Annotated in this window: 22 protein-coding genes; 7 read left to right on the top strand and 15 right to left on the bottom strand. The window is 56.8% G+C overall.

All coding sequences use genetic code 11. From position 1 onward, the window contains the following. Nucleotides 1-14 precede the first annotated feature (14 nt). From atpA to mnmG, 10 genes are all read right to left on the bottom strand, one after another. A complete protein-coding gene (gene atpA / locus GIV26_RS07465; RefSeq protein ID WP_003195831.1) occupies nucleotides 15-1,559 on the bottom strand; it encodes a F0F1 ATP synthase subunit alpha in 1,545 nt (514 codons plus the stop codon). Nucleotides 1,560-1,580: 21 nt separating this feature from the next. Beyond that, complete coding sequence (locus GIV26_RS07460; protein ID WP_003195833.1) at nucleotides 1,581-2,117, bottom strand: F0F1 ATP synthase subunit delta; 537 nt, start codon at nucleotides 2,115-2,117, stop codon at nucleotides 1,581-1,583. Nucleotides 2,118-2,129: 12 nt separating this feature from the next. Next, nucleotides 2,130-2,600, bottom strand: coding sequence for a F0F1 ATP synthase subunit B (locus tag GIV26_RS07455; protein WP_003195835.1), 471 nt, complete (start codon nucleotides 2,598-2,600; stop codon nucleotides 2,130-2,132). Between the two features lie 56 nt (nucleotides 2,601-2,656). Next, complete coding sequence (gene atpE / locus GIV26_RS07450) at nucleotides 2,657-2,914, bottom strand: F0F1 ATP synthase subunit C (protein WP_002555987.1); 258 nt, start codon at nucleotides 2,912-2,914, stop codon at nucleotides 2,657-2,659. Nucleotides 2,915-3,047: 133 nt separating this feature from the next. Beyond that, the gene (gene atpB, locus GIV26_RS07445) at nucleotides 3,048-3,917 is read right to left on the bottom strand and encodes a F0F1 ATP synthase subunit A (protein ID WP_236279935.1); all 870 of its coding nucleotides are present in this window, start codon (nucleotides 3,915-3,917) and stop codon (nucleotides 3,048-3,050) included. Between the two features lie 16 nt (nucleotides 3,918-3,933). After that, the gene (locus tag GIV26_RS07440) at nucleotides 3,934-4,341 is read right to left on the bottom strand and encodes a F0F1 ATP synthase subunit I (RefSeq protein WP_010565865.1); all 408 of its coding nucleotides are present in this window, start codon (nucleotides 4,339-4,341) and stop codon (nucleotides 3,934-3,936) included. 148 nt (nucleotides 4,342-4,489) lie between these two features. Continuing rightward, nucleotides 4,490-5,362, bottom strand: a complete 873-nt coding sequence (locus tag GIV26_RS07435; RefSeq protein WP_003195890.1) for a ParB/RepB/Spo0J family partition protein — start codon at nucleotides 5,360-5,362, stop codon at nucleotides 4,490-4,492. A 9-nt stretch (nucleotides 5,363-5,371) separates the two neighbouring features. Beyond that, nucleotides 5,372-6,169, bottom strand: a complete 798-nt coding sequence (locus GIV26_RS07430; protein ID WP_236279933.1) for a ParA family protein — start codon at nucleotides 6,167-6,169, stop codon at nucleotides 5,372-5,374. Nucleotides 6,170-6,187: 18 nt separating this feature from the next. Further along, nucleotides 6,188-6,832, bottom strand: coding sequence for a 16S rRNA (guanine(527)-N(7))-methyltransferase RsmG (rsmG, locus tag GIV26_RS07425; protein WP_003195893.1), 645 nt, complete (start codon nucleotides 6,830-6,832; stop codon nucleotides 6,188-6,190). Further along, nucleotides 6,829-8,721 carry a tRNA uridine-5-carboxymethylaminomethyl(34) synthesis enzyme MnmG gene (gene mnmG / locus GIV26_RS07420; protein ID WP_014720591.1) on the bottom strand — a complete coding sequence of 631 codons (1,893 nt, stop codon included), beginning with the start codon at nucleotides 8,719-8,721 and terminating at the stop codon, nucleotides 6,829-6,831. The genes rsmG and mnmG overlap by 4 nt, the downstream gene beginning before the upstream one ends. Nucleotides 8,722-9,262: 541 nt before the next feature. Here mnmG and GIV26_RS07415 point away from each other — a divergent pair. From GIV26_RS07415 to GIV26_RS07405, 3 genes are all read left to right on the top strand, one after another. Continuing rightward, complete coding sequence (locus GIV26_RS07415) at nucleotides 9,263-9,769, top strand: sigma-70 family RNA polymerase sigma factor (RefSeq protein WP_236279931.1); 507 nt, start codon at nucleotides 9,263-9,265, stop codon at nucleotides 9,767-9,769. Next, nucleotides 9,769-10,713 carry a FecR domain-containing protein gene (locus GIV26_RS07410; protein WP_236279929.1) on the top strand — a complete coding sequence of 315 codons (945 nt, stop codon included), beginning with the start codon at nucleotides 9,769-9,771 and terminating at the stop codon, nucleotides 10,711-10,713. The genes GIV26_RS07415 and GIV26_RS07410 overlap by 1 nt, the downstream gene beginning before the upstream one ends. Before the next feature lie 135 nt (nucleotides 10,714-10,848). Then, nucleotides 10,849-13,239 carry a TonB-dependent siderophore receptor gene (locus GIV26_RS07405; protein ID WP_442962901.1) on the top strand — a complete coding sequence of 797 codons (2,391 nt, stop codon included), beginning with the start codon at nucleotides 10,849-10,851 and terminating at the stop codon, nucleotides 13,237-13,239. 18 nt (nucleotides 13,240-13,257) lie between these two features. Here the strand turns inward: GIV26_RS07405 and mnmE are convergent, their stop codons facing one another. From mnmE to rpmH, 5 genes are all read right to left on the bottom strand, one after another. Further along, nucleotides 13,258-14,628 carry a tRNA uridine-5-carboxymethylaminomethyl(34) synthesis GTPase MnmE gene (mnmE, locus tag GIV26_RS07400; RefSeq protein WP_236279925.1) on the bottom strand — a complete coding sequence of 457 codons (1,371 nt, stop codon included), beginning with the start codon at nucleotides 14,626-14,628 and terminating at the stop codon, nucleotides 13,258-13,260. 79 nt (nucleotides 14,629-14,707) lie between these two features. Then, complete coding sequence (yidC, locus tag GIV26_RS07395) at nucleotides 14,708-16,390, bottom strand: membrane protein insertase YidC (RefSeq protein WP_054898311.1); 1,683 nt, start codon at nucleotides 16,388-16,390, stop codon at nucleotides 14,708-14,710. A 2-nt stretch (nucleotides 16,391-16,392) separates the two neighbouring features. Next, nucleotides 16,393-16,638: a membrane protein insertion efficiency factor YidD gene (gene yidD / locus GIV26_RS07390; RefSeq protein WP_019816912.1), complete on the bottom strand. Its 246-nt coding sequence runs from the start codon at nucleotides 16,636-16,638 to the stop codon at nucleotides 16,393-16,395. Continuing rightward, nucleotides 16,631-17,038, bottom strand: coding sequence for a ribonuclease P protein component (gene rnpA, locus GIV26_RS07385; protein WP_020302575.1), 408 nt, complete (start codon nucleotides 17,036-17,038; stop codon nucleotides 16,631-16,633). Before rnpA ends, yidD begins: the two co-directional genes overlap by 8 nt. Before the next feature lie 13 nt (nucleotides 17,039-17,051). Next, entirely contained in the window at nucleotides 17,052-17,186 is a 135-nt protein-coding gene (gene rpmH, locus GIV26_RS07380; RefSeq protein WP_003213577.1) for a 50S ribosomal protein L34, read from the bottom strand. 585 nt (nucleotides 17,187-17,771) lie between these two features. Here rpmH and dnaA point away from each other — a divergent pair. The 4 genes from dnaA to gyrB are packed head-to-tail and all read left to right on the top strand — an operon-like array spanning nucleotide 17,772 to nucleotide 23,977. Beyond that, nucleotides 17,772-19,289 (top strand): chromosomal replication initiator protein DnaA, encoded by a 1,518-nt coding sequence (gene dnaA / locus GIV26_RS07375; RefSeq protein WP_032894380.1) that lies wholly within the window; start codon nucleotides 17,772-17,774, stop codon nucleotides 19,287-19,289. Between the two features lie 38 nt (nucleotides 19,290-19,327). Then, a complete protein-coding gene (gene dnaN / locus GIV26_RS07370; RefSeq protein ID WP_003187250.1) occupies nucleotides 19,328-20,431 on the top strand; it encodes a DNA polymerase III subunit beta in 1,104 nt (367 codons plus the stop codon). A 20-nt stretch (nucleotides 20,432-20,451) separates the two neighbouring features. Further along, a complete protein-coding gene (gene recF / locus GIV26_RS07365; RefSeq protein WP_003187251.1) occupies nucleotides 20,452-21,555 on the top strand; it encodes a DNA replication/repair protein RecF in 1,104 nt (367 codons plus the stop codon). A 4-nt stretch (nucleotides 21,556-21,559) separates the two neighbouring features. After that, the gene (gene gyrB / locus GIV26_RS07360) at nucleotides 21,560-23,977 is read left to right on the top strand and encodes a DNA topoisomerase (ATP-hydrolyzing) subunit B (protein WP_003187253.1); all 2,418 of its coding nucleotides are present in this window, start codon (nucleotides 21,560-21,562) and stop codon (nucleotides 23,975-23,977) included. Nucleotides 23,978-24,043 lie beyond the last annotated feature (66 nt).

Here is a 24,043-nt window from a genome sequence, read left to right as displayed (position 1 = left end):
GCTCCCGCTGCGGCTTACCAGGTTTGGGTGGCCTTGAACTTCTCGATACCGGCTTTCATGCCAGCGTCGATATCGTCATTGAAGTCACCCTTCACGTTGATCTTCGCCATCAATTCGGCGTGATCGCGGTTGAAGTAAGCAATCAGCGCTTGTTCAAAGCTGCCGACCTTGGCGATTTCAACGTCGGTCAGGAACCCACGCTCAGCGGCATACAGCGACAACGCCATGTCAGCGATCGACATTGGGGCGTATTGCTTCTGCTTCATCAGCTCGGTAACGCGCTGACCATGCTCAAGTTGCTTACGGGTCGCTTCGTCCAGGTCAGAAGCGAACTGGGCGAATGCCGCCAGTTCACGATACTGAGCCAGAGCGGTACGGATACCACCGGAGAGCTTCTTGATGATCTTGGTCTGAGCGGCACCACCCACACGGGATACCGAAACACCGGCGTTCACTGCAGGGCGGATGCCCGAGTTGAACATGGCCGATTCCAGGAAGATCTGACCGTCGGTGATGGAAATCACGTTGGTCGGAACGAACGCGGAAACGTCGCCAGCCTGGGTTTCGATGATCGGCAGTGCGGTCAGGGAACCGGTTTTGCCGGTCACTGCGCCGTTGGTGAACTTCTCTACGTACTCTTCGGAAACGCGGGATGCGCGCTCCAGCAGACGGGAGTGGAGATAGAACACGTCGCCTGGGTAAGCTTCACGGCCTGGTGGACGGCGCAGCAGCAGGGAAATCTGGCGATAAGCCACTGCTTGCTTGGACAGATCGTCATAAACGATCAGCGCGTCTTCACCGCGGTCGCGGAAGAATTCACCCATGGTGCAGCCGGAGTACGGTGCCAGGAATTGCAGCGCAGGAGATTCCGAAGCACTGGCAGCCACGATGATCGTGTTGGCCAGGGCGCCGTTTTCTTCCAGCTTGCGAACTACGTTGGCGATGGTCGATTGCTTCTGACCGATGGCTACGTAGACGCAGAAAATGCCGCTGTCTTTCTGGTTGATGATCGCGTCGATCGCCAGAGCGGTTTTACCGATCTGACGGTCACCGATGATCAGCTCACGCTGGCCACGGCCGACTGGGATCATGGCATCGACAGCCTTGTAGCCAGTCTGTACAGGCTGGTCTACCGACTTACGCCAGATCACGCCTGGAGCAACTTTCTCGACCGCGTCGGTCTCGGTGTTGCCCAGTGGACCTTTACCGTCAACAGGGTTACCCAGTGCGTCGACTACGCGACCCAGCAGTTCCTTACCAACCGGAACTTCCAGGATGCGGCCTGTGCACTTGGCGCTCATGCCTTCAGCCAGACTGGTGTACGCGCCCAATACAACGGCACCTACGGAGTCTTGCTCCAGGTTGAGGGCCATACCGTAGACGCCGCCCGGAAACTCGATCATCTCGCCGTACATTACGTCGGCCAGACCGTGAATCCGCACGATGCCGTCAGATACGCTGACGACAGTGCCTTCGTTACGGGCTTGGGAGGTCACATCGAGCTTGTCGATGCGGCCCTTGATAATTTCACTTATTTCGGAAGGATTGAGTTGCTGCATTGCTCTGCTGCCCCTTCAAACTCAAGATTTCAATGCTTCGGCAAGTTTCGCGATTTTGCCGCGAATCGAGCCATCGATAACCAGGTCGCCGGCACGGATAACAACACCACCAATAAGCGATGCGTCCTCCGAAGCTTGCAGGCGCACTTCCCGATTGAGTCGTGCACTGAGAACCTTGGCGAGTTTGTCTTGCTGTTCTTGGTTCAATGCGAAAGCACTGGTCACTTCAACGTCTACCGATTTCTCTGCTTCGGCCTTGTACAGGTCGAACAGAGCGGCGATCTCCGGCAATAGCGGGAGACGGTCGTTTTCGGCAATGACGTGGATGAAGTTCTGCACCTTCACATCAAACTTGTCGCCGCACACTTCAATAAAAGTGGCGGCCTTGTCTGCGCTCGTCAGGCGCGGGGCCTTGAGCACGCGCTGCATTGTGTCGTCTTGCGACACTGCTGCAGCCAGGCCGAGCATGGCTGACCAAGAGGCCAGCTGCTGGTGGGCCTGGGCGTGCTCGAAGGCTGCCTTAGCGTAAGGTCGGGCCAACGTGGTCAGTTCTGCCATGATCGCCCTCGCTTAAATTTCAGCAGCCAGTTTGTTAACCAGCTCCGCGTGCGCGTTTTGATCGATTGTGGCACCGAGGATCTTCTCAGCACCGCCAACGGCCAGAGCACCCAGTTGGGCACGCAGCGCGTCTTTGACACCGTTCAGTTCCTGTTCGATCTCGGCATGAGCCGAAGCCTTCACACGGTCAGCTTCGACGCGGGCTTTTTCAACAGCCTCTTCGACGATCTGGTTACCGCGTTTCTTGGCTTGCTCAATGATCTCGGCTGCCTGTGCTTTAGCTTCGCGCAGTTGCTGACCCACTTTCTCGTGGGCCAACTCCAGGTCGCGAGCTGCACGGCTGGCAGCGTCCAAACCATCCGCGATCTTCTTCTGACGTTCGTGCAAAGCCGCGATGACCGGAGGCCACACGAACTTCATGCAAAACACTACAAAAATGAAGAACGCAACGGATTGGCCAATCAGGGTTGCATTAATGTTCACGCCAACACCTCGCTCATTCGTTGTCCATCACCCCAATCACTCGAAAAGTCGAGTGATTAGCCAGCGAGTTGACCAACGAAGGGGTTCGCGAAGGTGAAGAACAGTGCGATACCAACGCCGATCATGGTCACGGCGTCGAGCAGGCCGGCGACGATGAACATTTTAACTTGCAGCATTGGGACCATTTCTGGCTGACGCGCTGCGCCTTCCAGGAATTTGCCGCCCAGCAGGCCGAAACCAATGGCAGTACCCAGGGCGCCCAGGCCGATCAACAGTGCAACAGCGATAGCGGTTAGACCAACTACAGTTTCCATCTTTCCTCCCGACTTTTACGTCGTATGGTTTAGGTTTTTTAGATTTTAAAGCGGTAAAACAAATCGTTTCATAGCCCTGTTGGGCCACCTTCCCGTTTGACCGGGAAGGACATCAGACTAGTCGAGACTGGTCTTAATGGTTCTCTTCGTGCGCCATCGACAGGTAGACGATGGTCAGCATCATGAAGATGAAGGCCTGCAGGGTAATGATCAGGATGTGGAACACAGCCCACGCCCACTGCAGAACTACGCCCAGGCCGCTAAGCCAGAGCAGACCGCTGCCGAACATCACAGCGATCAGAATGAACACCAGCTCGCCGGCATACATGTTGCCGAACAGTCGCAGAGCCAGGGAAATCGGCTTGGCGATCAGGGTGACGAATTCCAGCAGGAAGTTCACCGGGATCAGCAGGGCTTGAACGAAGATGTTCTTGCTGCCGAACGGGTGCAGGGTCAGTTCGCCGATGAAGCCGCCGATGCCCTTGACATTGATGCTGTAGAAAATGATCAGCGCGAATACCGACAGAGCCATGCCCAGTGTGGCGTTCGGGTCAGTGGTGGATACGGCGCGGAATGGAATGTGCGGGTCGCCGGAGATCGCCATGGCCAACTGAGGAATCCAGTCCACCGGAATCAGGTCGACGGCGTTCATCAGGAACACCCAGACGAAGATGGTCAGTGCCAGCGGTGCAATCACCGGGCTACGGCCATGGAAGCTGTCTTTCACGCTGCCATCGACGAATTCGACCAATACTTCAACGAAGTTCTGCAAAGCACCTGGCTGACCGGAAGTCGCCTTCTTTGCCGCCATGCGGAAAATCAGAACGAAGATCAGGCCCAATGCGACCGACCAACCCAGAGTATCCAGGTGGAAAGCCCAGAAACCCATTTCTTTGGCTTCTGCTGCGGTGTGGGCAAAGCCCCAGCCGCCATTAGGAAGCTGACCGAAGGTCAGGTTCTGCAAGTGGTGCTGGATATAGCCCGAAGCGGTTGTTTCTGCCATGGTTGCCTCAAACGCCCTAAGGTTTCGAAAGTCTTGTTTTCATTAGCAGGGGAGCGAACCAGCTGACCAGTTGGGTCAACACGAAGACGCCGAATACAGCCAGCGGCGCCAATGGCTTCACACCTGCAAAGGTCAGTGCAAACAGCACTGCCGTCAAAATCAGTTTCCCCGCCTCGCCGGCATAAAAAGACCGGACGATAGCCTGGGCTGCTCGGGCGCCGGAAAACCGAAAGGCCCTGTGAGCAAAATACATATTGGGCAGCAAGGCTATCAGGCCTCCGCAGAGTCCTGAATACCCGGCTACGACTCCATGCCAATACCAAAGCGCCAATGCGGCGATCAGCAAAATGACAAATTGAGCCAGTAGAACCGGAAAAACAGCCAAGCGATGGAACGGCAACGTGTTTGGCGTGCGGGTTTCCATCACTCTTGCTCCTCAATGGTCGGCTGCCGGAAATCAATAACTTGGCATAATTTGTGCCGACAAAATGCGCGCAGAGTATAGGGGCGGTTCAGCCCCTATTCAACTGTCGGGTAGTGATTTCCGATCACGCGCTACATAAGCAAATGTTTCAGCGGATGTGGGCAAGGACGCCTTGAAGCTCGTCAAGGGAGTTATATCCGATGACCAATTGCCCTTTGCCCTTCTTGCCGTGACGAATTTGCACCGCAGAGCCCAGGCGCTCGGCCAGGCGCTGCTCGAGTCGCGCGATATCCGGATCAGGTTTGGCGGTTTCGACCGGTGCAGGTTTGCCGCTGAGCCACTGGCGCACCAGCGCTTCAGTCTGACGCACGGTCAGGCCTCGTGCGACAACGTGTCGCGCCCCTTCAACCTGTTGATTTTCCGGCAAACCGAGCAACGCACGGGCATGGCCCATTTCCAGGTCGCCGTGGGACAACATGGTCTTGATCACTTCCGGCAGCGCGATCAAACGCAACAAGTTGGACACGGTGACGCGGGACTTGCCCACTGCCTCGGCCACTTGTTGCTGGGTGAGCTGGAATTCCTGCTGCAAACGCTGCAACGCAATCGCTTCTTCGATCGGGTTGAGGTCTTCACGCTGGATATTCTCGATCAACGCCATGGCGATCGCGGTTTCATCCGGTACATCGCGCACCATCGCCGGGATGGTTTCCTTGCCGGCCTGCTGGCTGGCACGCCAGCGGCGCTCCCCGGCGATGATCTCAAAGCGGCCACCGCCAATGGGGCGCACCACGATGGGCTGCATCACGCCCTGGGCCTTGATCGAGTTGGACAGTTCTTCCAGGGCCTGGGGGTCCATGTCCCGACGTGGCTGGTATTTGCCCCGCTGGATCAGGTCCAGCGGCAAGTGCTGCAGCTCGCGCTCGTCAGCCTGCACCGCTTGTTCTTCAAGCGATGTGACGGTCGGACCACTCAACAGTGCATCCAGTCCACGTCCGAGACCTCGTTTCTTGACGGCCATGGGGATTCCTTAAGTTGGCTGGGCTGCAGCGGTGCGTGAATTACGGCGTTGGCGGCGAACCATCTCGCCAGCCAATGCCAGGTAGGCAATGGCACCACGCGAGGATTTGTCGTACGCCAGCGCGGGCATGCCATAGCTTGGCGCTTCGGCCAGGCGGATGTTGCGTGGAATCACGGTGTCGTACAACTGATCGCCAAAGTGTTCCTTGAGCTGCGCCGACACATCGTTCATCAGGCTCAGGCGCGGGTCATACATCGTACGCAGCAGGCCTTCGACTTTCAGGTTCGGGTTGAGCAGCTCGGCAATTCGCTTGATGTTATCCACAAGGTCGCTCAAGCCTTCGAGAGCGAAGTACTCGCACTGCATGGGGATAATTACCCCATCGGAGGCAACCAGCGCGTTAAGCGTGAGCATCGACAGCGACGGTGGACAGTCGATCAAAATGTAATCGTAGTTTTCGCGAATGGGCGCCAGGGCGCTGCGCAGACGGCTTTCTTTCATCTGCATTTCCAGCAGCACCACTTCCGCCGCGGTCAGATCGCGGTTGGCCGGCAGCAGTTGGTAACCGCCGTGCTCGGAATAGTGCATGGCCTGGGCCAGGTCGCATTCGCCAATCAGCAAATCGTAGACCGAGTTTTCCAGGCCGTGTTTATCCACACCGCTACCCATGGTGGCGTTGCCCTGTGGATCGAGATCGATCAACAGCACCCGACGCTTGGTCGCGACCAGGGATGCTGCGAGGTTGATACAGGTGGTGGTTTTACCCACGCCACCTTTCTGGTTCGCTATCGCGAATACCTTAGCCATTCTTGCTTGTGTTCCCAATCATGCCGTGCGGCGCAGTATCAGCAGATGGCGTTGGCCTTGGCAACCAGGTACGGCCAAGGCGTGTTCGCTATCGAGGTGGAAGTCTGCCGGCAATGCTAACAGCTCGTCGCTTGGATGAACGCCCTTCATTGCCAACCAGCGGGTATCACGGTCGCCCAGGTGGCGTGTCCAGTTGCTGAAGTTCTCCATGCTGCTGAACGCCCGAGACACGATCCCGTTGAAAGGCAGTTCAGGCGTGAATGCTTCGACACGACTGTGGATAACTTGCAGGTTATCCAGCTTGAGTTCGAGTTTGACCTGGGTCAGGAAGCGGGTTTTCTTGCCGTTGCTGTCCAGGCAGGTCACGTGGGACTCGGGAAACAGGATCGCCAACGGGATGCCAGGCATGCCGCCGCCGCTGCCCACATCGAGCCAACGGCCATTTTCGATAAACGGCATCACGCTGAGGCTGTCGAGCAAATGCCGCGACACCATCTCGTCTGGGTCACGCACTGCTGTCAGGTTGTAAGCCTTGTTCCATTTGATCAACAGGGCCAGGTAGCCCAGCAGTAGCTCATGCTGGGCTTCGGTCAGGGCTACGCCCAACTGGCGCGCTCCTGTGGATAACTCTTCGGCGTGTTGCGAGGTGACCAACGAACTCAAGCGCTTTGCTCCAACTGACGGCCCGCGCCGCGTTTTTTCAAATGAATCATCAACAGCGAGATGGCTGCCGGAGTGACGCCAGGGATACGTGAAGCCTGCCCGAGGGTTTCCGGCCGAGTTATCCCCAACTTGCTTTGAATTTCTTTCGATAACCCGGAAATTCCGGTGTAGTCGATATCCACAGGCAGTTTGGTGTCTTCACTGGCGCGCAGCCGAGCGATCTCGTCCTGCTGGCGATCAATGTAGCCTGCGTATTTGGTCTTGATTTCAACCTGTTCGGCAACCTGTGGGTCTTCTGCGCCCTGGCCAGTCACTTCGACCAGACCAGCGTAGTCGATTTCCGGGCGGGAAAGCAGGTTGAGCAAGTTGTACTCATGGGTCAACGGCGTGCCGAATTTTTCTGCAATGGCGTCGCCTTGCTCCGTGCCCGGGCGAACCCAGGTACTTTTCAGACGCTGTTCTTCGAGCGCAATGCTTTCGCGTTTTTTGCAGAAGGCCGCCCAGCGGGCGTCATCGACCAGGCCCAGCTCGCGACCTTTTTCGGTCAAGCGCAGGTCGGCGTTGTCTTCGCGCAGGATCAGGCGGTATTCCGCCCGAGATGTGAACATCCGGTACGGTTCCTGGGTACCCAGGGTAATCAGGTCGTCGACCAATACGCCGATGTAGGCTTCATCGCGACGCGGGCACCAGCTGTCTTTGCCTTGTGCACGCAATGCTGCGTTGGTCCCGGCTAGCAAACCTTGGGCCCCGGCTTCTTCATAACCGGTAGTGCCGTTGATTTGGCCGGCGAAGAACAGGCCGCCGATCACTTTGGTTTCCAGGCTGTATTTCAGGTCGCGCGGGTCGAAGTAGTCGTACTCGATGGCGTAGCCCGGACGCACGATGTGCGCGTTTTCCATACCGCGAATCGACTGCACGATCTGGATTTGCACATCGAACGGCAGCGAAGTGGAAATTCCGTTGGGGTACAGCTCGTGGGTGGTCAAGCCTTCGGGTTCGATAAAGACCTGGTGGCTTTCCTTGTCGGCAAAGCGGTGGATCTTGTCTTCGATCGACGGGCAATAACGCGGACCAATGCCTTCGATCACCCCGGAATACATCGGCGAACGATCAAGGTTCGCGGCAATGATTTCGTGGGTTCGGGCGTTGGTGTGGGTAATCCAGCAGCTGACCTGTTTCGGGTGCTGTTCTTTGGAACCCATGAACGACATGACCGGGATCGGCGTGTCGCCGGCTTGCTCGGTCATCATCGAGAAATCCACAGAACGCCCATCAATGCGTGGCGGGGTTCCGGTTTTCAAACGGCCGACGCGCAGCGGTAGTTCACGCAGACGTTTTGCCAAGGCAATCGACGGCGGGTCACCGGCACGACCACCGGAATAATTTTGCATACCGATGTGGATAAGTCCGCCGAGGAACGTGCCCGTGGTCAGTACGACCGAATCTGCATGAAAACGCAGACCCATTTGCGTAACGACACCGCGTACCTGGTCCTGCTCGACGATCAAGTCATCGGCGGCCTGCTGAAATATCCACAGGTTCGGCTGGTTTTCCAGGGTTTCGCGTACCGCTGCCTTGTACAGGATGCGGTCGGCCTGAGCCCGGGTAGCACGTACGGCCGGGCCTTTGCGGCTGTTGAGCACGCGAAATTGAATACCACCCTTGTCGGTGGCCATCGCCATTACCCCGCCAAGGGCATCGATTTCCTTGACCAGATGGCTTTTGCCAATCCCGCCAATTGCGGGGTTGCAACTCATGGCACCGAGGGTTTCCACGTTATGCGTCAGCAACAGGGTTTTTACGCCCATGCGTGCTGACGCCAGTGCTGCCTCGGTACCGGCATGACCGCCGCCGATGACGATCACTTCAAAACGGGAAGGGAAATCCACCACGCACCTCGTGCCTGCTTATGTAGGTAATCAGGAATTGTTTGTTGAAAGGGTTCTACAGCTTTGGCGGCAAGTATAGGGACTTCGCCTTTCCTAAAGAACCCTTTGCACAAAATTTAACCAGCTGTGGATGAATCACAGACAATAGAAATTAAAAGAGAGAAATTTATTAAATCTTTGTTTTTATGTTTATTTATACTGAGCAACATTTCTGTGGATAGATCTCTGAAGGCCTTTATTTTCAATGTGTACAGCGATTCAAAACGTTGTGTTCATCTGCCGATGAGGCCTTTGGATAAGTGCTTTAAGCCTGTGAATTAAACGACTGGTTATCCACAGGTGGGTTTTTACTCAGGTTTCAGGCCCTGTTATCAACTGGGCACAACCGCTGTTATTCACAGGGCTTAATCCACAGAAACGGCCGATTTCGTCCACGGCAAAGCTGGGAATTAATCCTGGGTGGGACAAAAACAGATCTATTGTGGGAAAACACTGGGGCAGTTAATAATAGCGATTATCATTAACCTACCTTGTCGCGCCTATGCCTTCCTCCTCACATACCGCAGCGGTCCAGCACATCTATGAACAGCACCATTCGTGGTTGCGCGGATGGCTCAAGGGAAAATTGCATAACGCCAGCGATGCAGCCGATGTGGCTCACGATACGTTCGTGCGCATGCTCGGTGGACGACATGCGGCGCAGATCCTCGAACCACGGGACTATCTGACCACCATCGCGAGGGGCCTGGTGATTGACCGGTATCGCCGGAACGCCATCGAGCAGGCCTACAGGCAAACCCTGGCAGAGCGTCCCGAAACCACAGCTATCAGTGAAGAAGACAAGGCAATCATCATCGAAACCCTGGTGGCTGTGGATAAAGCGCTGTCTGGCCTGGGTGAGCGGGCACGGCGAATTTTCGTGCTCGCACAGATTGAAGGGCTGACTTATCAACAGATCGCCGATCAACTGCAGGTATCGCTGACCACGGTGAAGAAACACATGATCCGCGCCCTCACCGAATGCTCCCTGATCATGGCCAACCGGTAATGGTCAGCCCCGACCGCAAGACGTTCGAGGCCGCTGCCAGTTGGTATGTGCAATTTCAGTCGCAACCACCGACGCCCGCGCAACATCAAGCCTGGCAGCAGTGGCTTAATCGTGACCCATCCCACCAGGCGGCTTGGAACCAGATGGAGCAGTTGCAGCGCAGCCTTGGTGCCCTGTCCCCTGACCTCACACGCCGCGCGTTATCCACCACGCAACAGAGGCGCCAGGTCCTCAAGTGGATGCTGGTGCTCAGCGGCGGTGGCTATCTGGGGTGGAACGTCCAGCAACATACGTCGCTGGGCAACGTATGGGCTGATTACCGCACGTCGGTGGGCCAGAGGCGACGCATCGAGCTGGCGGATGGCACGCAGATCAATCTCAATACTCATACCGCTATCGATGTGGCATTTGATGGGCGACAACGTTTGATCCGTTTGCGCGAGGGTGAAGTACTTATCCACACCGGCACACGGGGTGGGCACTTACCGTTTTATGTCGAAACTCGCCAAGGCCGGGTCCGGGCGCTGGGCACTCGGTTTACTGTGCGCCAACTGCCCGACGCCACGCGGGTTGGTGTCTTGGAAGAACGGGTTGAGATATCCCCCGGCGACCAACCCGAACTTCGCCGCACTATTGGCGCGGGTGAGAGCGCAGAGTTTGATCGGCGCAATGTGCGCCCTGCCCAGCGATATGGCGGAGTACAGGCCGCCTGGGTCGATGGCCAACTGATCGTGCTCGATGCTCGGCTGGGAGAAGTTATCGATGAGTTGGCGCGCTATCGGCCGGGTGTATTGCACTGCGACCCAGCCTCTGCAGGCCTACGCGTTTCCGGGACCTTCCGTCTGGACTCAACCGATGCCGTCCTCACTAACCTGCAAGCGAGCCTGCCGATTCAAGTGAAATACTTTACGCGCTATTGGGTGTCGGTCACCCGAATCGGCTAATCGAAAAATAATCCACAGAGGGGTTATCTTTTTTTGACCTGGTGCGGCCCTACAGGTAATCACGACGCTACCTTCAGGGCTTACTCACCTATGCGCCTTCCCACCCCGCTCCGCAAACGACTTTCCTGCCACAGCATGACCTACGGTCTGCAGTTCATCACCGCTACCACCGGTGTGTTGTTAGCCACCGCCGTCACGGCCGCCAGCGCAACGCAATACTATGCAATTGCCGCTGGCCCGCTGGACAATGCGTTGAGCCAGTTTGCTGCCAGGGCCAATGTGATTCTGTCCTTCTCCCCCCAGCAAACCGCGCGTTTGAATACGCCGGGGCTGCAAGGTGACTATTCGGTGGACCAGGGCTTTGCGCTGCTGCTGCAGAACTCGGACCTGCAGGCGGTCGCACAAGCTCCCGGCAGCTATGTATTACAGGCGGCTCCTGCTGGCCGACTCACGTTGGCACCCACCACTGTGAGCACTTATCAACAGGGCGGCTTCAATCAAGAGATCGCCGGGGATGTAGGCTACAAGGCGCAGAACAGCCGGATCGGCACGAAGACCAGCACGCCGCTGTCCGAGACTCCGCGTTCGGTGTCCGTTGTCACTGGCCAGCGTATCAAGGACCAGAAATCTCAAACCCTGACAGACGTGTTGGGCTACGTACCGGGAATCTTCGCCCCACCGTTCGCTGCGGGCGACGGCTTGGCAGGCGATCTGTTTTTCATTCGCGGTTTCAACGCCACGGATTACGGCTACGGCCTGCTGCGAGATGGCCTGCGGGTGCAAGGCAATCGATACGACACCACCAGCGAACCCTACGGCCTGGAACGGGTCGAGATTTTCCGCGGCCCGTCTTCCCTGCTCTACGGTGAAAACGCACCCGGTGGTTTGGTTAATCTGGTGAGTAAACACCCGACTGCAACCCCGCAAGGCGAGGTGCAGGTGAGTTATGGTTCGAATAATCGACGCCAGTTGGGTGTGGATATCTCGGGCCCGCTCAACGACAGTGACAATATTCTGGGCCGGGTGGTGATACTGGGGCGTAAATCCGACACGCAGACCGATCACGTCCCGGACGATCGTCTATATATCGCGCCATCCCTGACCCTGAACTTCGACGACTACAACACCCTGACGCTGCTGGCCAACTACCAGAAAGACCATACCAACCTGGAACTTGGCCTACCCGCCGCCGGTACGCTGCTCACAAATCCCAACGGGAAGCTGTCCAAACACACCCTGCTGGGCAATCCGGACTGGAACACCTTTGAACGCGAAGCGTGGAGCACCGGCTATGAGTTGAGCCACAGCTTCAATGATGACTGGCAGTTCCGTCAGAACTCGCGCTATATGCAGTCACGCATCAACCGGCACGAAACCTGGCCTGGATCATTGAATAACGGTGGCTTCGGCACCCGGCTGAACATGAACGCCTATGACCGCTACAACAAATCGATGGTCTATTCCCTGGATAACCAGCTCGAAGGCACGTTCCAGTTGGGCAGTGTGGAAAACACAGTGCTATTGGGCGCCAGCTATGACCGAACCTCGTTCAATCAAGACTGGGATGCGGGTTTCGCCGGCACCATCGATGTGTATAACCCGGTGTACCTGCGCGACCCGCTCACTCCCCTGGCAGTGCAAAACACCTTGCTTGAACAGCAGATGAAAGGGATTTATGCACAGATCCAAAGCAAATACGACCATTGGCTCTTTCTGCTGGGCGGCCGCCAGGACTGGGTCGACAGCGATTACCGAGACAAGGTCAAGCCATCGAGCAATATCAACTCACAGGATCGTAAATTCACTTACCAGGGCGGGGTGATGTACCAGTTCGACAACGGCCTTACGCCTTATGTCAGCTATTCCACCGCGTTTGTCCCCGTGCAGCAGATCTCCAACGCGGGCTCGCCGTTGAAACCGATCACCAGCAGCCAATACGAAGTGGGCGTTAAGTACGAACCGATCGGCTGGGATACGGCGATGACCGTGTCGGTGTATGACCTGCGCAAGCAGGACGATACCTACCTCGATGCCACCACCAACAGCTATCGCCAAGTCGGTGAAAGTCGCGCCAAGGGCGTGGAAGTCGAGGTCAACAGTAACATCAGCTCCAACTTCAACGTGACGGCAGCCTATACCTACACCGACGCCCGGATAACCAAGGATTCGGCCACTTCGCTGGTAGAAGGCCGTCAGATGACAGGCGTGCCGCGTAACCAGGCTTCGGTGTGGGGCAAATATCGCTTTCTCGACGGCCAACTCAAGGGTTTCTCCGTGGGCGGCGGGGTGCGCTATTTCGACAGTACCTTTTCCTACACCCCGCCTACGCTCTACGGGAAGCTGGACGCAGGAAGCGTCACCTTGGTGGATGCGGCACTGGGTTATCAGATCAACCCACACTGGTCGGTGGACCTGAACGCCAAGAACCTGTTCGACAAGGAATATGTATCCGGTTGCAACGATGCGGGGCGTTGCTATTGGGGCGACAGCCGTACCTTGCTCGGTACGGTGTCTTACAACTGGTAGACGATGTGGATAACTCGGCTATTTGCCAATGCAAAAGCTGGAGAAAATCCGCCCCAGCAAATCATCCGAGCTGAAAGCGCCGGTGATTTCACCCAGCAGCTGCTGCGCCTGACGCAAATCTTCAGCCAGCAGCTCTCCAGCCCCCGCTAAGGTCAGCTGGGCCCGCCCGTGCTCCAGGGCCGCGCTGGCATGACGCAGCGCTTCCAGGTGCCTGCGCCGCGCACTGAAGCTGCTTTCCGAGGTCTGTTCGTAGCCCATGCAGGCTTTAAGGTGCTCGCGCAGCAACTCCAGACCGTCACCCGCCGATTTCGCGCTCAAGCTGATAGTGACGTGGCCATCTTCACTGGTTTCCAGGGCGATGGCTTCACCCGTAAGGTCGGCCTTGTTACGGATCAAGGTGACTTTGGCCGGGTCTGGCCGTTGTTCAAGAAATTCCGGCCACAAGGCAAAAGGATCCACAGCTTCAGGTGCAGTGGCATCCACCACCAGCAACACACGATCGGCTTCGCTGATCGCCTTAAGCGCACGTTCCACGCCGATCTTTTCCACCTGGTCGTCGGTATCGCGCAGACCAGCGGTGTCGACCACGTGCAGCGGCATACCGTCGATGTGGATATGTTCACGCAAGATATCCCGGGTAGTGCCGGCGATCTCGGTGACGATGGCCGCCTCGCGCCCTGCCAGAGCATTGAGTAGGCTGGATTTGCCGGCATTGGGCCGGCCGGCAATCACCACCGTCATACCATCGCGCAGCAAGGCGCCCTGCCCGGCTTCGCGCAGCACTGTGGATAACTCATCGCGGACTTTATCCAGCATCGCCAATACATGGCCATCCGCCAGGAAGTCGATTTCTTCTTCCGGAAAATCAATCGCGGCTTCGACGTAGATGCGCAGGCTGATCAGTTGCTCGGTCAAGTTATGCACACGCAGGGAAAAAGCCCCCTGCAATGAACGCAATGCGTTACGTGCAGCCTGTGCAGAACTGGCTTCGATCAAATCGGCGATGGCTTCGGCCTGGGCCAGGTCGAGCTTATCGTTCAAGAATGCGCGTTCGCTGAATTCCCCTGGTCTGGCCAGGCGGCAACCCAATTGCAAGCAGCGCTGCAGCAGCATGTCCAACACCACAGGACCACCGTGCCCTTGTAGTTCAAGGACATCTTCACCAGTGAACGAGTTTGGCCCTGGAAAATAGATGGCCAGCCCCTCGTCCAATACGCTGTGGTCGGCATCCAGGAACTGACCGTAATGGGCATAACGGGGTTTCAGCTCCCGGCCGCTGATGGCCCTGGCTGCCACGCCCGCCAATGGCCCGGAAATTCTAACGATGCCGACGCCGCCCCGACCTTGAGCGGTAGCGACAGCAGCGATGGTTTCACGAGGAGCGCTCATCAGCATGTTCCAGAACAAAAGTGACGGAAAGCAAAACGCCCCACTAGGGGGCGTCTTGAGTGGTTATCCACAGAGTAAATTACGCCTCGGCTTTTTTGGTAGCCGCTTCGATTTTACGTGTGATGTACCACTGTTGAGAGATCGACAACACGTTGTTGACCACCCAGTACAGTACCAAGCCAGCAGGGAACCACAGGAAGAAGAAGGTGAAGATGATTGGCATCATTTTCATTACCTTGGCCTGCATCGGATCCGGCGGGGTTGGGTTCAGACGCTGCTGGATAAACATGGTCGCGCCCATGATGATCGGCAGGATAAAGAACGGGTCTTTGATCGACAGGTCAGTTATCCACAGCATGAACGGCGCCTGGCGCATTTCAACGCTTTCCAGCAATACCCAGTAAAGCGACAGGAACACCGGCATCTGTACCAGAATCGGCAAGCATCCACCCAGCGGGTTGATCTTCTCTTTCTTGTACAACTCCATCATGGCCTGCGACATTTTCTGCCGGTCATCACCATGTTGTTCTTTCAGCGCGGCCAGTTTCGGGGCCACGGCACGCATACGCGCCATCGACTTGTAGCTGGCTGCCGACAGAGGGAAGAAAAGCCCTTTGATCAGCATGGTCAGGAAGATGATCGACCAGCCCCAGTTACCCACGATGCTGTGGATATGTTGCAACAGCCAGAAGATCGGCTGGGCAATGAACCACAGGAAGCCGTAGTCCACAGTCAATTCCAGGCCTGGGGACAACTCTTTCAGTACCGCCTGGCTTTTAGGGCCGGCGTACAGGGTAGCGCTGGTTTCAGCCTTGGCACCTGGAGCGACGGTCAACGCCGGGCCAGTGAAGCCAATGATGTAATTGCCCTGGCTGTCCTTGCGGGTTTGAACCAGGTTCGCGTCACCCTTGTTCGGAATCCAGGCGGTCACGAAATAGTGCTGCAGCCACGCTACCCAGCCACCTTGGACGGTTTCTTTCAGCGTGCCCTTGTCGATATCTTTCATCGACACTTTTTTGTACGGCTCGTTACTTGTCCACAGGGCGGCGCCCAGGTAAGTGGCGGTGCCGGTGGCGGTGCTGGAAGACGGATCGGAGCTGGCGTCACGCTTGAGCTGGGCAAACAGGTTGCCACTCCAGGCTTTGTCGCTGGTGTTGTCGATCAGGTAAGTGACCTTCAAATCGTACAAACCGCGGGTAAAGCTGAAACGCTTGATGTAGTTGACACCGTCGAGGCTGAATTTCAGGTCGACGTTCAACTGGTTCTGGCCGTCTGCCAGTTGATAAGTCTTTTGTTCGGTCGAATAAACCGGACGACCGGTAGCACGTGCATCCGGACCATTGGTACCAGTCAGGCCGCTTTGTGCCAGATAAGTACGTTCACCGCCGTTATCGAACAGTTGGAACGGCACATCCGGATGGTCTTGGCGACGTGGATACAGCGGCAGCTTCAGCTGTGCGATATCACCACCCTGTGGGTCGATAGCCAACTCGAGCACATCCGTTTTCACGTGGATGAGGTCTTTGTTGGTGACCACTGGCGTTTCTAACGGGGCACTTGTCTCGCCATTCGCGCTGGGTACATCGGCACTCGCGGACGCATTGTTACCCAGCGGGGTGTCCGGAATAGCCGGCGCAGCCTGATTGGTAGCAACATTCTGAGTCGGCAGGGCAGCCTGACCGTAGTCCTGGTTCCATTTAAGGACCATGACATAGGACACGATTGCCAGGGCGACGATCAGGATTGTGCGTTTAATATCCATGATTACTCGGCCATCGAAGAAGAACGGGAGGTAGGGATAGGTGGAACCGGGTCATAACCACCGGGATTCCACGGATGACAGCGACCTAAACGACGAAAGGTCAGCCAGCCACCGCGCAGAAGACCATGATTTTCTATGGCCTCTAACGCGTAGCAGGAACAACTGGGGTAGAAACGACAGTGACTGGCCATCAGAGGACTAATGGCATAGCGATAAAACTGGATCGGAACGATTGCCAGTTTACGCATCAAGGCTGTCTACCCCTACAGTTTCGGTGCTGACTGCTGGTGCTGGCTTGTGGGTACGCGCCAAACGTTTCCAGAGCTTGCCGAAATGCTGAATCAATTCGGGGTTTTCTACATCACCCAAGCCTTTGCGCGCGACGATAACAATATCCCAACCAACCAGAGTGTCCTGGTGGAGGCGAAACGATTCGCGCATCAGACGCTTGAGGCGATTGCGCTCAACGGAGAGCTTTACGCTCTTCTTGCCGATCACCAACCCGAGACGGGGGTGATCAAGATCGTTGTTACGCGCAAGGAGCAGGAGATTTTTCCCCGGAACCTTGCCGGTGGGGGAGTCAAAGACTGCCTTGAAATGCCGGGGGGTTAGCAGACGCTTTTCCCGACTGAAGTCCTGACTCACCACCAGTACCGGATTATCAAACTGCCAGACGCGCACGACCTTTGGCGCGGCGACGCGACAGGACAGCACGGCCGTTCTTGGTAGCCATGCGAGCACGGAAGCCGTGAGTACGGGCGCGTTTGATGGTGCTTGGTTGGAAAGTACGTTTCATGGCGTTGTTACCTGGTTCGTCCACAACGGGCCGGAATGGCCCCCGTTTTAAGAGACCGGCGATTCTAGAGAAAGCAAGCCTCTAGGTCAATTTCCAACCAGCTTTTCCTTTAATTAGATGTCGACGGGGTCCTGACGCCCTTCTCCCCGCTTGGCTTCCATCCGGCATGCGATAGATATAAAAATAAAGAAGGAAGTTATTTAAAGCTTTTCTGTAAAGCTTATAAAAGCTAGGAGCGCGATCATCTGTGGATAACTGCCTTTAGACCTTGTTCCGCGTGGTGTACAGAGAATGACAACACGGGGGAGAAGCAGTGCTCTGCCTGTGCTGCGCTATCGGATAAGCTGTGTGTGGAACGGGCAGTTATCCACAGGCCAGTTACCCACAGACTTTTGACCCCACTTGTGCAACGAGCTCAGGTGGGTTTATCCACAGAGCTTATGCACAGACCACTGGTCGCCTTTTTAGCGGTTAAAGCATTGATTTTGGGTGGCCTGTGAGCAACCTACATGTGGATAAGTGGACGGCTGGTCGCTACAATGGCGGCTGTTTTTGCCTCACCGGCTTTCAACTTAGGGGATATCCGTGTCAGTGGAACTTTGGCAGCAGTGCGTGGAGCTTTTGCGCGATGAGCTGCCTGCCCAGCAATTCAACACCTGGATCCGTCCGCTACAGGTCGAAGCCGAAGGCGACGAGTTGCGTGTCTATGCGCCCAATCGTTTTGTCCTCGACTGGGTCAACGAGAAGTACCTGGGCCGCGTTCTCGAATTGCTCGATGAACATGGCAACGGTCTGGCGCCTGCTCTCTCCTTATTAATAGGCAGCAAGCGCAGCTCGGCTCCCCGCGCCGCGCCGAATGCGCCATTGGCCGCCGCTGCGTCGCAAGCCCAGGCCGCAGTGGCGCCTGTCGCCGCAGCACCTGCACCGACAGCTGCGCCGTCCAAGCCGTCCTCGCGCAAAAATGCGCCAGAGAATGAGGAGCCGTCCCGCGACAGCTTCGACCCGATGGCTGGTGCCAGCTCCCAACAGGCGCCTGTGCGCTCCGAGCAACGTACTGTGCAGGTAGAAGGCGCGCTCAAGCACACCAGTTACCTGAACCGCACCTTTACCTTCGAGAACTTTGTCGAAGGCAAGTCCAACCAACTGGCCCGAGCGGCCGCCTGGCAGGTCGCCGATAATCCCAAGCATGGTTACAACCCGCTCTTCCTTTATGGCGGCGTGGGCTTGGGTAAGACGCACTTGATGCACGCCGTCGGTAACCACCTATTAAAGAAGAACCCGAATGCCAAGGTGGTTTACCTGCATTCGGAGCGCTTCGTGGCCGACATGGTCAAGGCCTTGCAGCTCAACGCAATCAACGAGTTCAAACGTTTCTACCGCTCCGTTGATGCCCTGTTGATCGATGACATTCAGTTCTTCGCCCGCAAGGAACGTTCCCAAGAGGAGTTCTTCCACACCTTCAACGCCCTGCTCGAAGGTGGCCAGCAGGTCATCTTGACCAGTGACCGTTATCCGAAGGAAATCGAAGGCCTGGAAGAACGTCTGAAGTCGCGTTTCGGCTGGGGCCTGACGGTTGCAGTCGAGCCACCGGAGCTGGAAACCCGTGTTGCCATCCTGATGAAGAAGGCCGACCAGGCTAAAGTCGATCTGCCGCACGATGCTGCGTTCTTCATCGCCCAACGCATACGTTCCAACGTGCGTGAGCTGGAAGGCGCGCTCAAGCGGGTCATCGCTCACTCGCACTTCATGGGCCGCGATATCACCATCGAGCTGATTCGCGAGTCCTTGAAAGACTTGTTGGCCTTGCAGGACAAGCTGGTGAGTGTGGATAACATCCAGCGCACCGTGGCCGAGTACTACAAGATCAAGATTTCCGACCTGCTGTCCAAGCGCCGTTCGCGCTCGGTCGCACGTCCACGCCAGGTTGCCATGGCCCTCTCCAAGGAGTTGACCAACCACAGCCTGCCGGAAATCGGTGATGTGTTCGGCGGACGCGACCACACCACGGTCTTGCATGCATGCCGCAAGATCAATGAACTTAAGGAATCCGACGCGGATATTCGCGAGGACTACAAGAACCTGCTGCGTACACTGACTACGTGATGACACCAGCGCAGCTTATTAAGGCAAGGGACTAGACCATGCATTTCACCATTCAACGCGAAGCCCTGTTGAAACCCCTGCAACTGGTCGCAGGCGTCGTCGAGCGCCGACAGACCTTGCCGGTGCTTTCCAACGTATTACTGGTGGTCGAGGGGCAGCAGTTGTCCTTGACCGGTACCGACCTGGAAGTCGAACTGGTGGGTCGCGTCCAACTCGAAGAGCCCGCCGAACCCGGCGAGATCACCGTGCCGGCGCGCAAGCTGATGGATATCTGCAAAAGCCTGCCCAACGATGCGCTGATCGACATCAAGGTGGATGAGCAGAAGTTGGTGGTCAAGGCAGGCCGTAGCCGTTTCACCCTGTCGACCTTGCCGGCCAATGACTTTCCAACCGTAGAAGAAGGCCCGGGCTCGCTGACGTGCAGCCTGGAGCAAAGCAAGCTGCGTCGTTTGATCGAGCGCACCAGCTTCGCTATGGCTCAGCAGGACGTGCGTTACTACCTCAACGGTATGCTGCTGGAAGTATCGGAAGGCATCATCCGCGCCGTGGCCACCGACGGTCACCGTCTGGCAATGTGCTCGATGCGTGCCGATATCGGTCAGCCGGATCGTCACCAGGTGATCGTTCCACGCAAAGGTATCCTTGAACTGGCGCGTTTGCTCACCGAGCCGGACGGCAACGTCAGCATCGTATTGGGTCAGCACCACATTCGTGCCACCACCGGCGAGTTCACCTTCACCTCCAAGCTGGTCGACGGCAAGTTCCCGGACTACGAGCGTGTGTTGCCTAAAGGTGGCGACAAGCTGGTGGTCGGTGATCGTCAGGCCCTGCGTGAAGCCTTCAGCCGTACTGCGATTCTGTCTAACGAGAAGTACCGTGGTATTCGCCTGCAACTGGCCAACGGCCAACTGAAAATCCAGGCCAACAACCCGGAACAGGAAGAGGCGGAAGAAGAAGTGGGTGTCGACTACAACGGCGCATCGCTGGAAATCGGCTTTAACGTGAGCTACCTGTTGGACGTGCTGGGTGTCATGACCACCGAACAGGTTCGTCTGATCCTGTCGGACTCCAACAGCAGCGCCCTGGTGCAAGAATCTGACAACGACGACTCGGCTTACGTTGTCATGCCGATGCGCCTGTAATCATGCTCAGCAGAAGCTAGATGTCCCTTAGTCGCGTCTCGGTCACCGCGGTGCGCAATCTGCACCCGGTGACCTTCTCCCCTTCCCCCCGCATCAACATCCTCCATGGCGCCAACGGCAGTGGTAAAACCAGCGTGCTGGAAGCCATCCACCTGCTGGGGCTTGCGCGTTCCTTCCGCAGTGCCCGTTTGTTACCCGTTATTCAGTACGAACAATTGGCCTGTACCGTATTTGGCCAAGTGGAACTGGCTGAGGGCGGACATAGCAGCCTGGGGATATCGCGTGATCGCGGTGGCGAATTTCAGATCCGAATCGACGGGCAAAATGCGCGCAGCGCAGCGCAACTGGCCGAGATCCTGCCGTTGCAACTGATCAACCCCGACAGCTTTCGATTGTTGGAGGGGGCCCCGAAAATCCGTCGGCAGTTTCTCGACTGGGGCGTGTTCCACGTGGAACCACGCTTCATGGCCACTTGGCAGCGCCTGCAGAAGGCCCTGCGGCAGCGGAACTCATGGCTGCGGCATGGTACACTTGACGCCGCTTCGCAAGCAGCCTGGGACCGTGAACTGTGCCTGGCCAGCGACGAAATAGATGAATACCGCCGCGCCTATATCAAAGCCTTGAAACCAGTCTTTGAGCAGACCTTGAGCGAGTTATTGGATCTCGAGGGGCTGACGCTGAGTTATTACCGGGGTTGGGACAAAGAGCGTGAGCTGAGTGCAGTGCTCGCAACGTCCTTGCAACGGGATCAGCAAATCGGACACACCCAGGCCGGCCCCCAGCGCGCTGATTTGCGCCTTAGATTAGGTGCACACAATGCTGCGGATATCTTGTCCCGCGGCCAGCAGAAGTTGGTGGTCTGTGCGTTGCGTATCGCGCAGGGCCATTTGGTTAGCCAGGCTCGACGCGGTCAGTGTATTTATTTGGTGGATGATTTGCCGTCTGAGCTCGACGAGCAGCACCGCCGCTCGCTATGCCGCTTGTTGGAAGACTTACGCTGCCAGGTGTTTATCACCTGTGTAGACCACGAATTATTGAGGGAAGGCTGGCAGACGGAAACGCCAGTCGCTTTGTTCCACGTGGAACAAGGCCGTATCACCCAGACCCACGACCATCGGGAGTGAAGGCATGAGCGAAGAAAACACGTACGACTCGACCAGCATTAAAGTGCTGAAAGGTTTGGATGCCGTACGCAAACGTCCCGGTATGTATATTGGCGACACCGATGATGGTAGCGGTCTGCACCACATGGTGTTCGAGGTGGTCGATAACTCCATCGACGAAGCTCTGGCCGGTCACTGCGACGACATCAGCATTATCATCCACCCGGATGAATCCATCACCGTGCGTGACAACGGTCGTGGCATCCCGGTAGACGTGCACAAAGAAGAAGGCGTTTCGGCGGCAGAGGTCATCATGACCGTGCTCCACGCTGGCGGTAAGTTCGACGACAACTCCTATAAAGTATCCGGTGGTTTGCACGGTGTAGGTGTGTCGGTAGTGAACGCCCTGTCCGAAGAACTGATCCTCACTGTCCGCCGTAGCGGCAAGATTTGGGAGCAGACCTACGTCCACGGCGTACCACAGGAACCGATGAAAATTGTCGGCGACAGTGAAACCACCGGTACCCAGATCCACTTCAAGCCATCGGAAGAAACCTTCAAGAACATCCACTTCAGCTGGGACATCCTGGCCAAGCGGATTCGTGAACTGTCTTTCCTTAACTCCGGTGTCGGCATCGTCCTCAAGGATGAGCGCAGCGGCAAGGAAGAGCTGTTCAAGTACGAGGGCGGCCTGCGTGCGTTCGTTGAATACCTGAACACCAACAAGACCGCGGTCAACCAGGTGTTCCACTTCAACATTCAGCGCGAAGACGGCATCGGCGTGGAAATCGCCCTGCAGTGGAACGACAGCTTCAACGAGAACCTGTTGTGCTTCACCAACAACATTCCACAACGCGATGGCGGTACTCACTTGGTGGGTTTCCGTTCCGCGCTGACGCGTAACCTGAACACCTACATCGAAGCGGAAGGCTTGGCGAAGAAACATAAAGTCGCCACCACCGGTGACGATGCCCGTGAAGGCCTGACGGCGATTATCTCGGTCAAGGTACCGGATCCGAAGTTCAGCTCCCAGACCAAAGACAAGCTGGTGTCTTCCGAAGTGAAGACCGCGGTTGAACAGGAAATGGGCAAGTACTTCTCCGACTTCCTGTTGGAAAACCCGAACGAAGCCAAGCTGGTCGTCGGCAAGATGATCGATGCTGCCCGCGCTCGTGAAGCCGCGCGTAAGGCCCGTGAGATGACCCGCCGTAAAGGTGCGCTGGATATCGCCGGCCTGCCAGGCAAACTGGCTGACTGCCAAGAGAAAGACCCTGCCCTCTCCGAACTGTATCTGGTGGAAGGTGACTCTGCAGGCGGTTCCGCCAAGCAGGGGCGTAACCGTCGCACCCAGGCCATCCTGCCGTTGAAGGGCAAGATCCTCAACGTTGAGAAGGCCCGCTTCGACAAGATGATTTCCTCCCAGGAAGTCGGCACCTTGATCACCGCATTGGGCTGCGGTATTGGCCGCGATGAGTACAACATCGACAAGCTGCGTTACCACAACATCATCATCATGACCGATGCTGACGTCGACGGTTCCCACATCCGTACCCTGCTGCTGACCTTCTTCTTCCGACAGTTGCCGGAGCTGATCGAGCGTGGCTATATCTACATCGCCCAGCCGCCGTTGTACAAAGTGAAAAAGGGCAAGCAAGAGCAATACATCAAAGACGACGACGCCATGGAAGAGTACATGACGCAATCGGCCCTTGAAGATGCGAGCCTGCACCTGAATGACGAAGCACCGGGCATCTCGGGTGAGTCGCTGGAGCGCCTGGTCAACGACTTCCGTATGGTCATGAAGACGCTCAAGCGTTTGTCGCGCCTGTACCCTCAGGAGCTGACCGAGCACTTCATCTACCTGCCAGCCGTGAGCCTGGAGCAGTTGGGCGATCACGCCGCCATGCAAGATTGGCTGGCCCAGTACGAAGTACGCCTGCGTACTGTGGAGAAGTCCGGCCTGGTATACAAAGCCAGCCTGCGTGAAGACCGTGAACGTAACGTATGGCTGCCAGAGGTCGAACTGATCTCCCACGGCCTGTCCAACTACGTCACCTTCAACCGCGACTTCTTCGGCAGCAACGACTACAAGACCGTAGTCACCCTCGGTGCTCAACTGAGCACCCTGCTGGACGACGGTGCTTACATTCAGCGTGGCGAACGCAAGAAGCAGGTCAAGGAGTTCAAGGAAGCCTTGGACTGGTTGATGGCGGAAAGCACCAAGCGTCATACCATCCAGCGCTATAAAGGTCTGGGCGAGATGAACCCTGATCAGCTGTGGGAAACCACCATGGACCCTGCTCAACGTCGCATGCTGCGCGTGACTATCGAAGACGCCATTGGCGCAGACCAGATCTTCAACACCCTGATGGGTGATGCGGTCGAGCCTCGTCGTGATTTCATTGAGAGCAATGCCTTGGCGGTGTCTAACCTGGACTTCTGATCAGGCACATCAGCTAAAAACAAAAGGCCAACGCTTAGCGTTGGCCTTTTTTATTGGTCTGTAGAC

The sequence above is a fragment of the Pseudomonas sp. PA-1-3F genome, assembly GCF_021609665.1.
In the GTDB taxonomy this organism is placed as follows: Bacteria; Pseudomonadota; Gammaproteobacteria; order Pseudomonadales; family Pseudomonadaceae; genus Aquipseudomonas; species Aquipseudomonas paracarnis.
The sequence above is the reverse complement of the archived record's forward strand: the minus strand, read 5'-3'. Positions and strand labels throughout refer to the sequence as shown.

Bases quoted from the DNA above. Each gene is read 5' to 3' on its own strand.
- atpA (WP_003195831.1), bottom strand. From the start codon at position 1,559: ATGCAGCAACTCAATCCTTCCGAAATAAGTGAAATTATCAAGGGCCGC.
- GIV26_RS07460 (WP_003195833.1), bottom strand. From the start codon at position 2,117: ATGGCAGAACTGACCACGTTGGCCCGACCTTACGCTAAGGCAGCCTTC.
- atpE (WP_002555987.1), bottom strand. From the start codon at position 2,914: ATGGAAACTGTAGTTGGTCTAACCGCTATCGCTGTTGCACTGTTGATC.
- atpB (WP_236279935.1), bottom strand. From the start codon at position 3,917: ATGGCAGAAACAACCGCTTCGGGCTATATCCAGCACCACTTGCAGAAC.
- GIV26_RS07440 (WP_010565865.1), bottom strand. From the start codon at position 4,341: ATGGAAACCCGCACGCCAAACACGTTGCCGTTCCATCGCTTGGCTGTT.
- GIV26_RS07435 (WP_003195890.1), bottom strand. From the start codon at position 5,362: ATGGCCGTCAAGAAACGAGGTCTCGGACGTGGACTGGATGCACTGTTG.
- GIV26_RS07430 (WP_236279933.1), bottom strand. From the start codon at position 6,169: ATGGCTAAGGTATTCGCGATAGCGAACCAGAAAGGTGGCGTGGGTAAA.
- GIV26_RS07415 (WP_236279931.1), top strand. From the start codon at position 9,263: ATGCCTTCCTCCTCACATACCGCAGCGGTCCAGCACATCTATGAACAG.
- GIV26_RS07410 (WP_236279929.1), top strand. From the start codon at position 9,769: ATGGTCAGCCCCGACCGCAAGACGTTCGAGGCCGCTGCCAGTTGGTAT.
- GIV26_RS07405 (WP_442962901.1), top strand. From the start codon at position 10,849: ATGACCTACGGTCTGCAGTTCATCACCGCTACCACCGGTGTGTTGTTA.
- mnmE (WP_236279925.1), bottom strand. From the start codon at position 14,628: ATGAGCGCTCCTCGTGAAACCATCGCTGCTGTCGCTACCGCTCAAGGT.
- yidC (WP_054898311.1), bottom strand. From the start codon at position 16,390: ATGGATATTAAACGCACAATCCTGATCGTCGCCCTGGCAATCGTGTCC.
- yidD (WP_019816912.1), bottom strand. From the start codon at position 16,638: ATGCGTAAACTGGCAATCGTTCCGATCCAGTTTTATCGCTATGCCATT.
- rpmH (WP_003213577.1), bottom strand. From the start codon at position 17,186: ATGAAACGTACTTTCCAACCAAGCACCATCAAACGCGCCCGTACTCAC.
- dnaN (WP_003187250.1), top strand. From the start codon at position 19,328: ATGCATTTCACCATTCAACGCGAAGCCCTGTTGAAACCCCTGCAACTG.
- recF (WP_003187251.1), top strand. From the start codon at position 20,452: ATGTCCCTTAGTCGCGTCTCGGTCACCGCGGTGCGCAATCTGCACCCG.
- gyrB (WP_003187253.1), top strand. From the start codon at position 21,560: ATGAGCGAAGAAAACACGTACGACTCGACCAGCATTAAAGTGCTGAAA.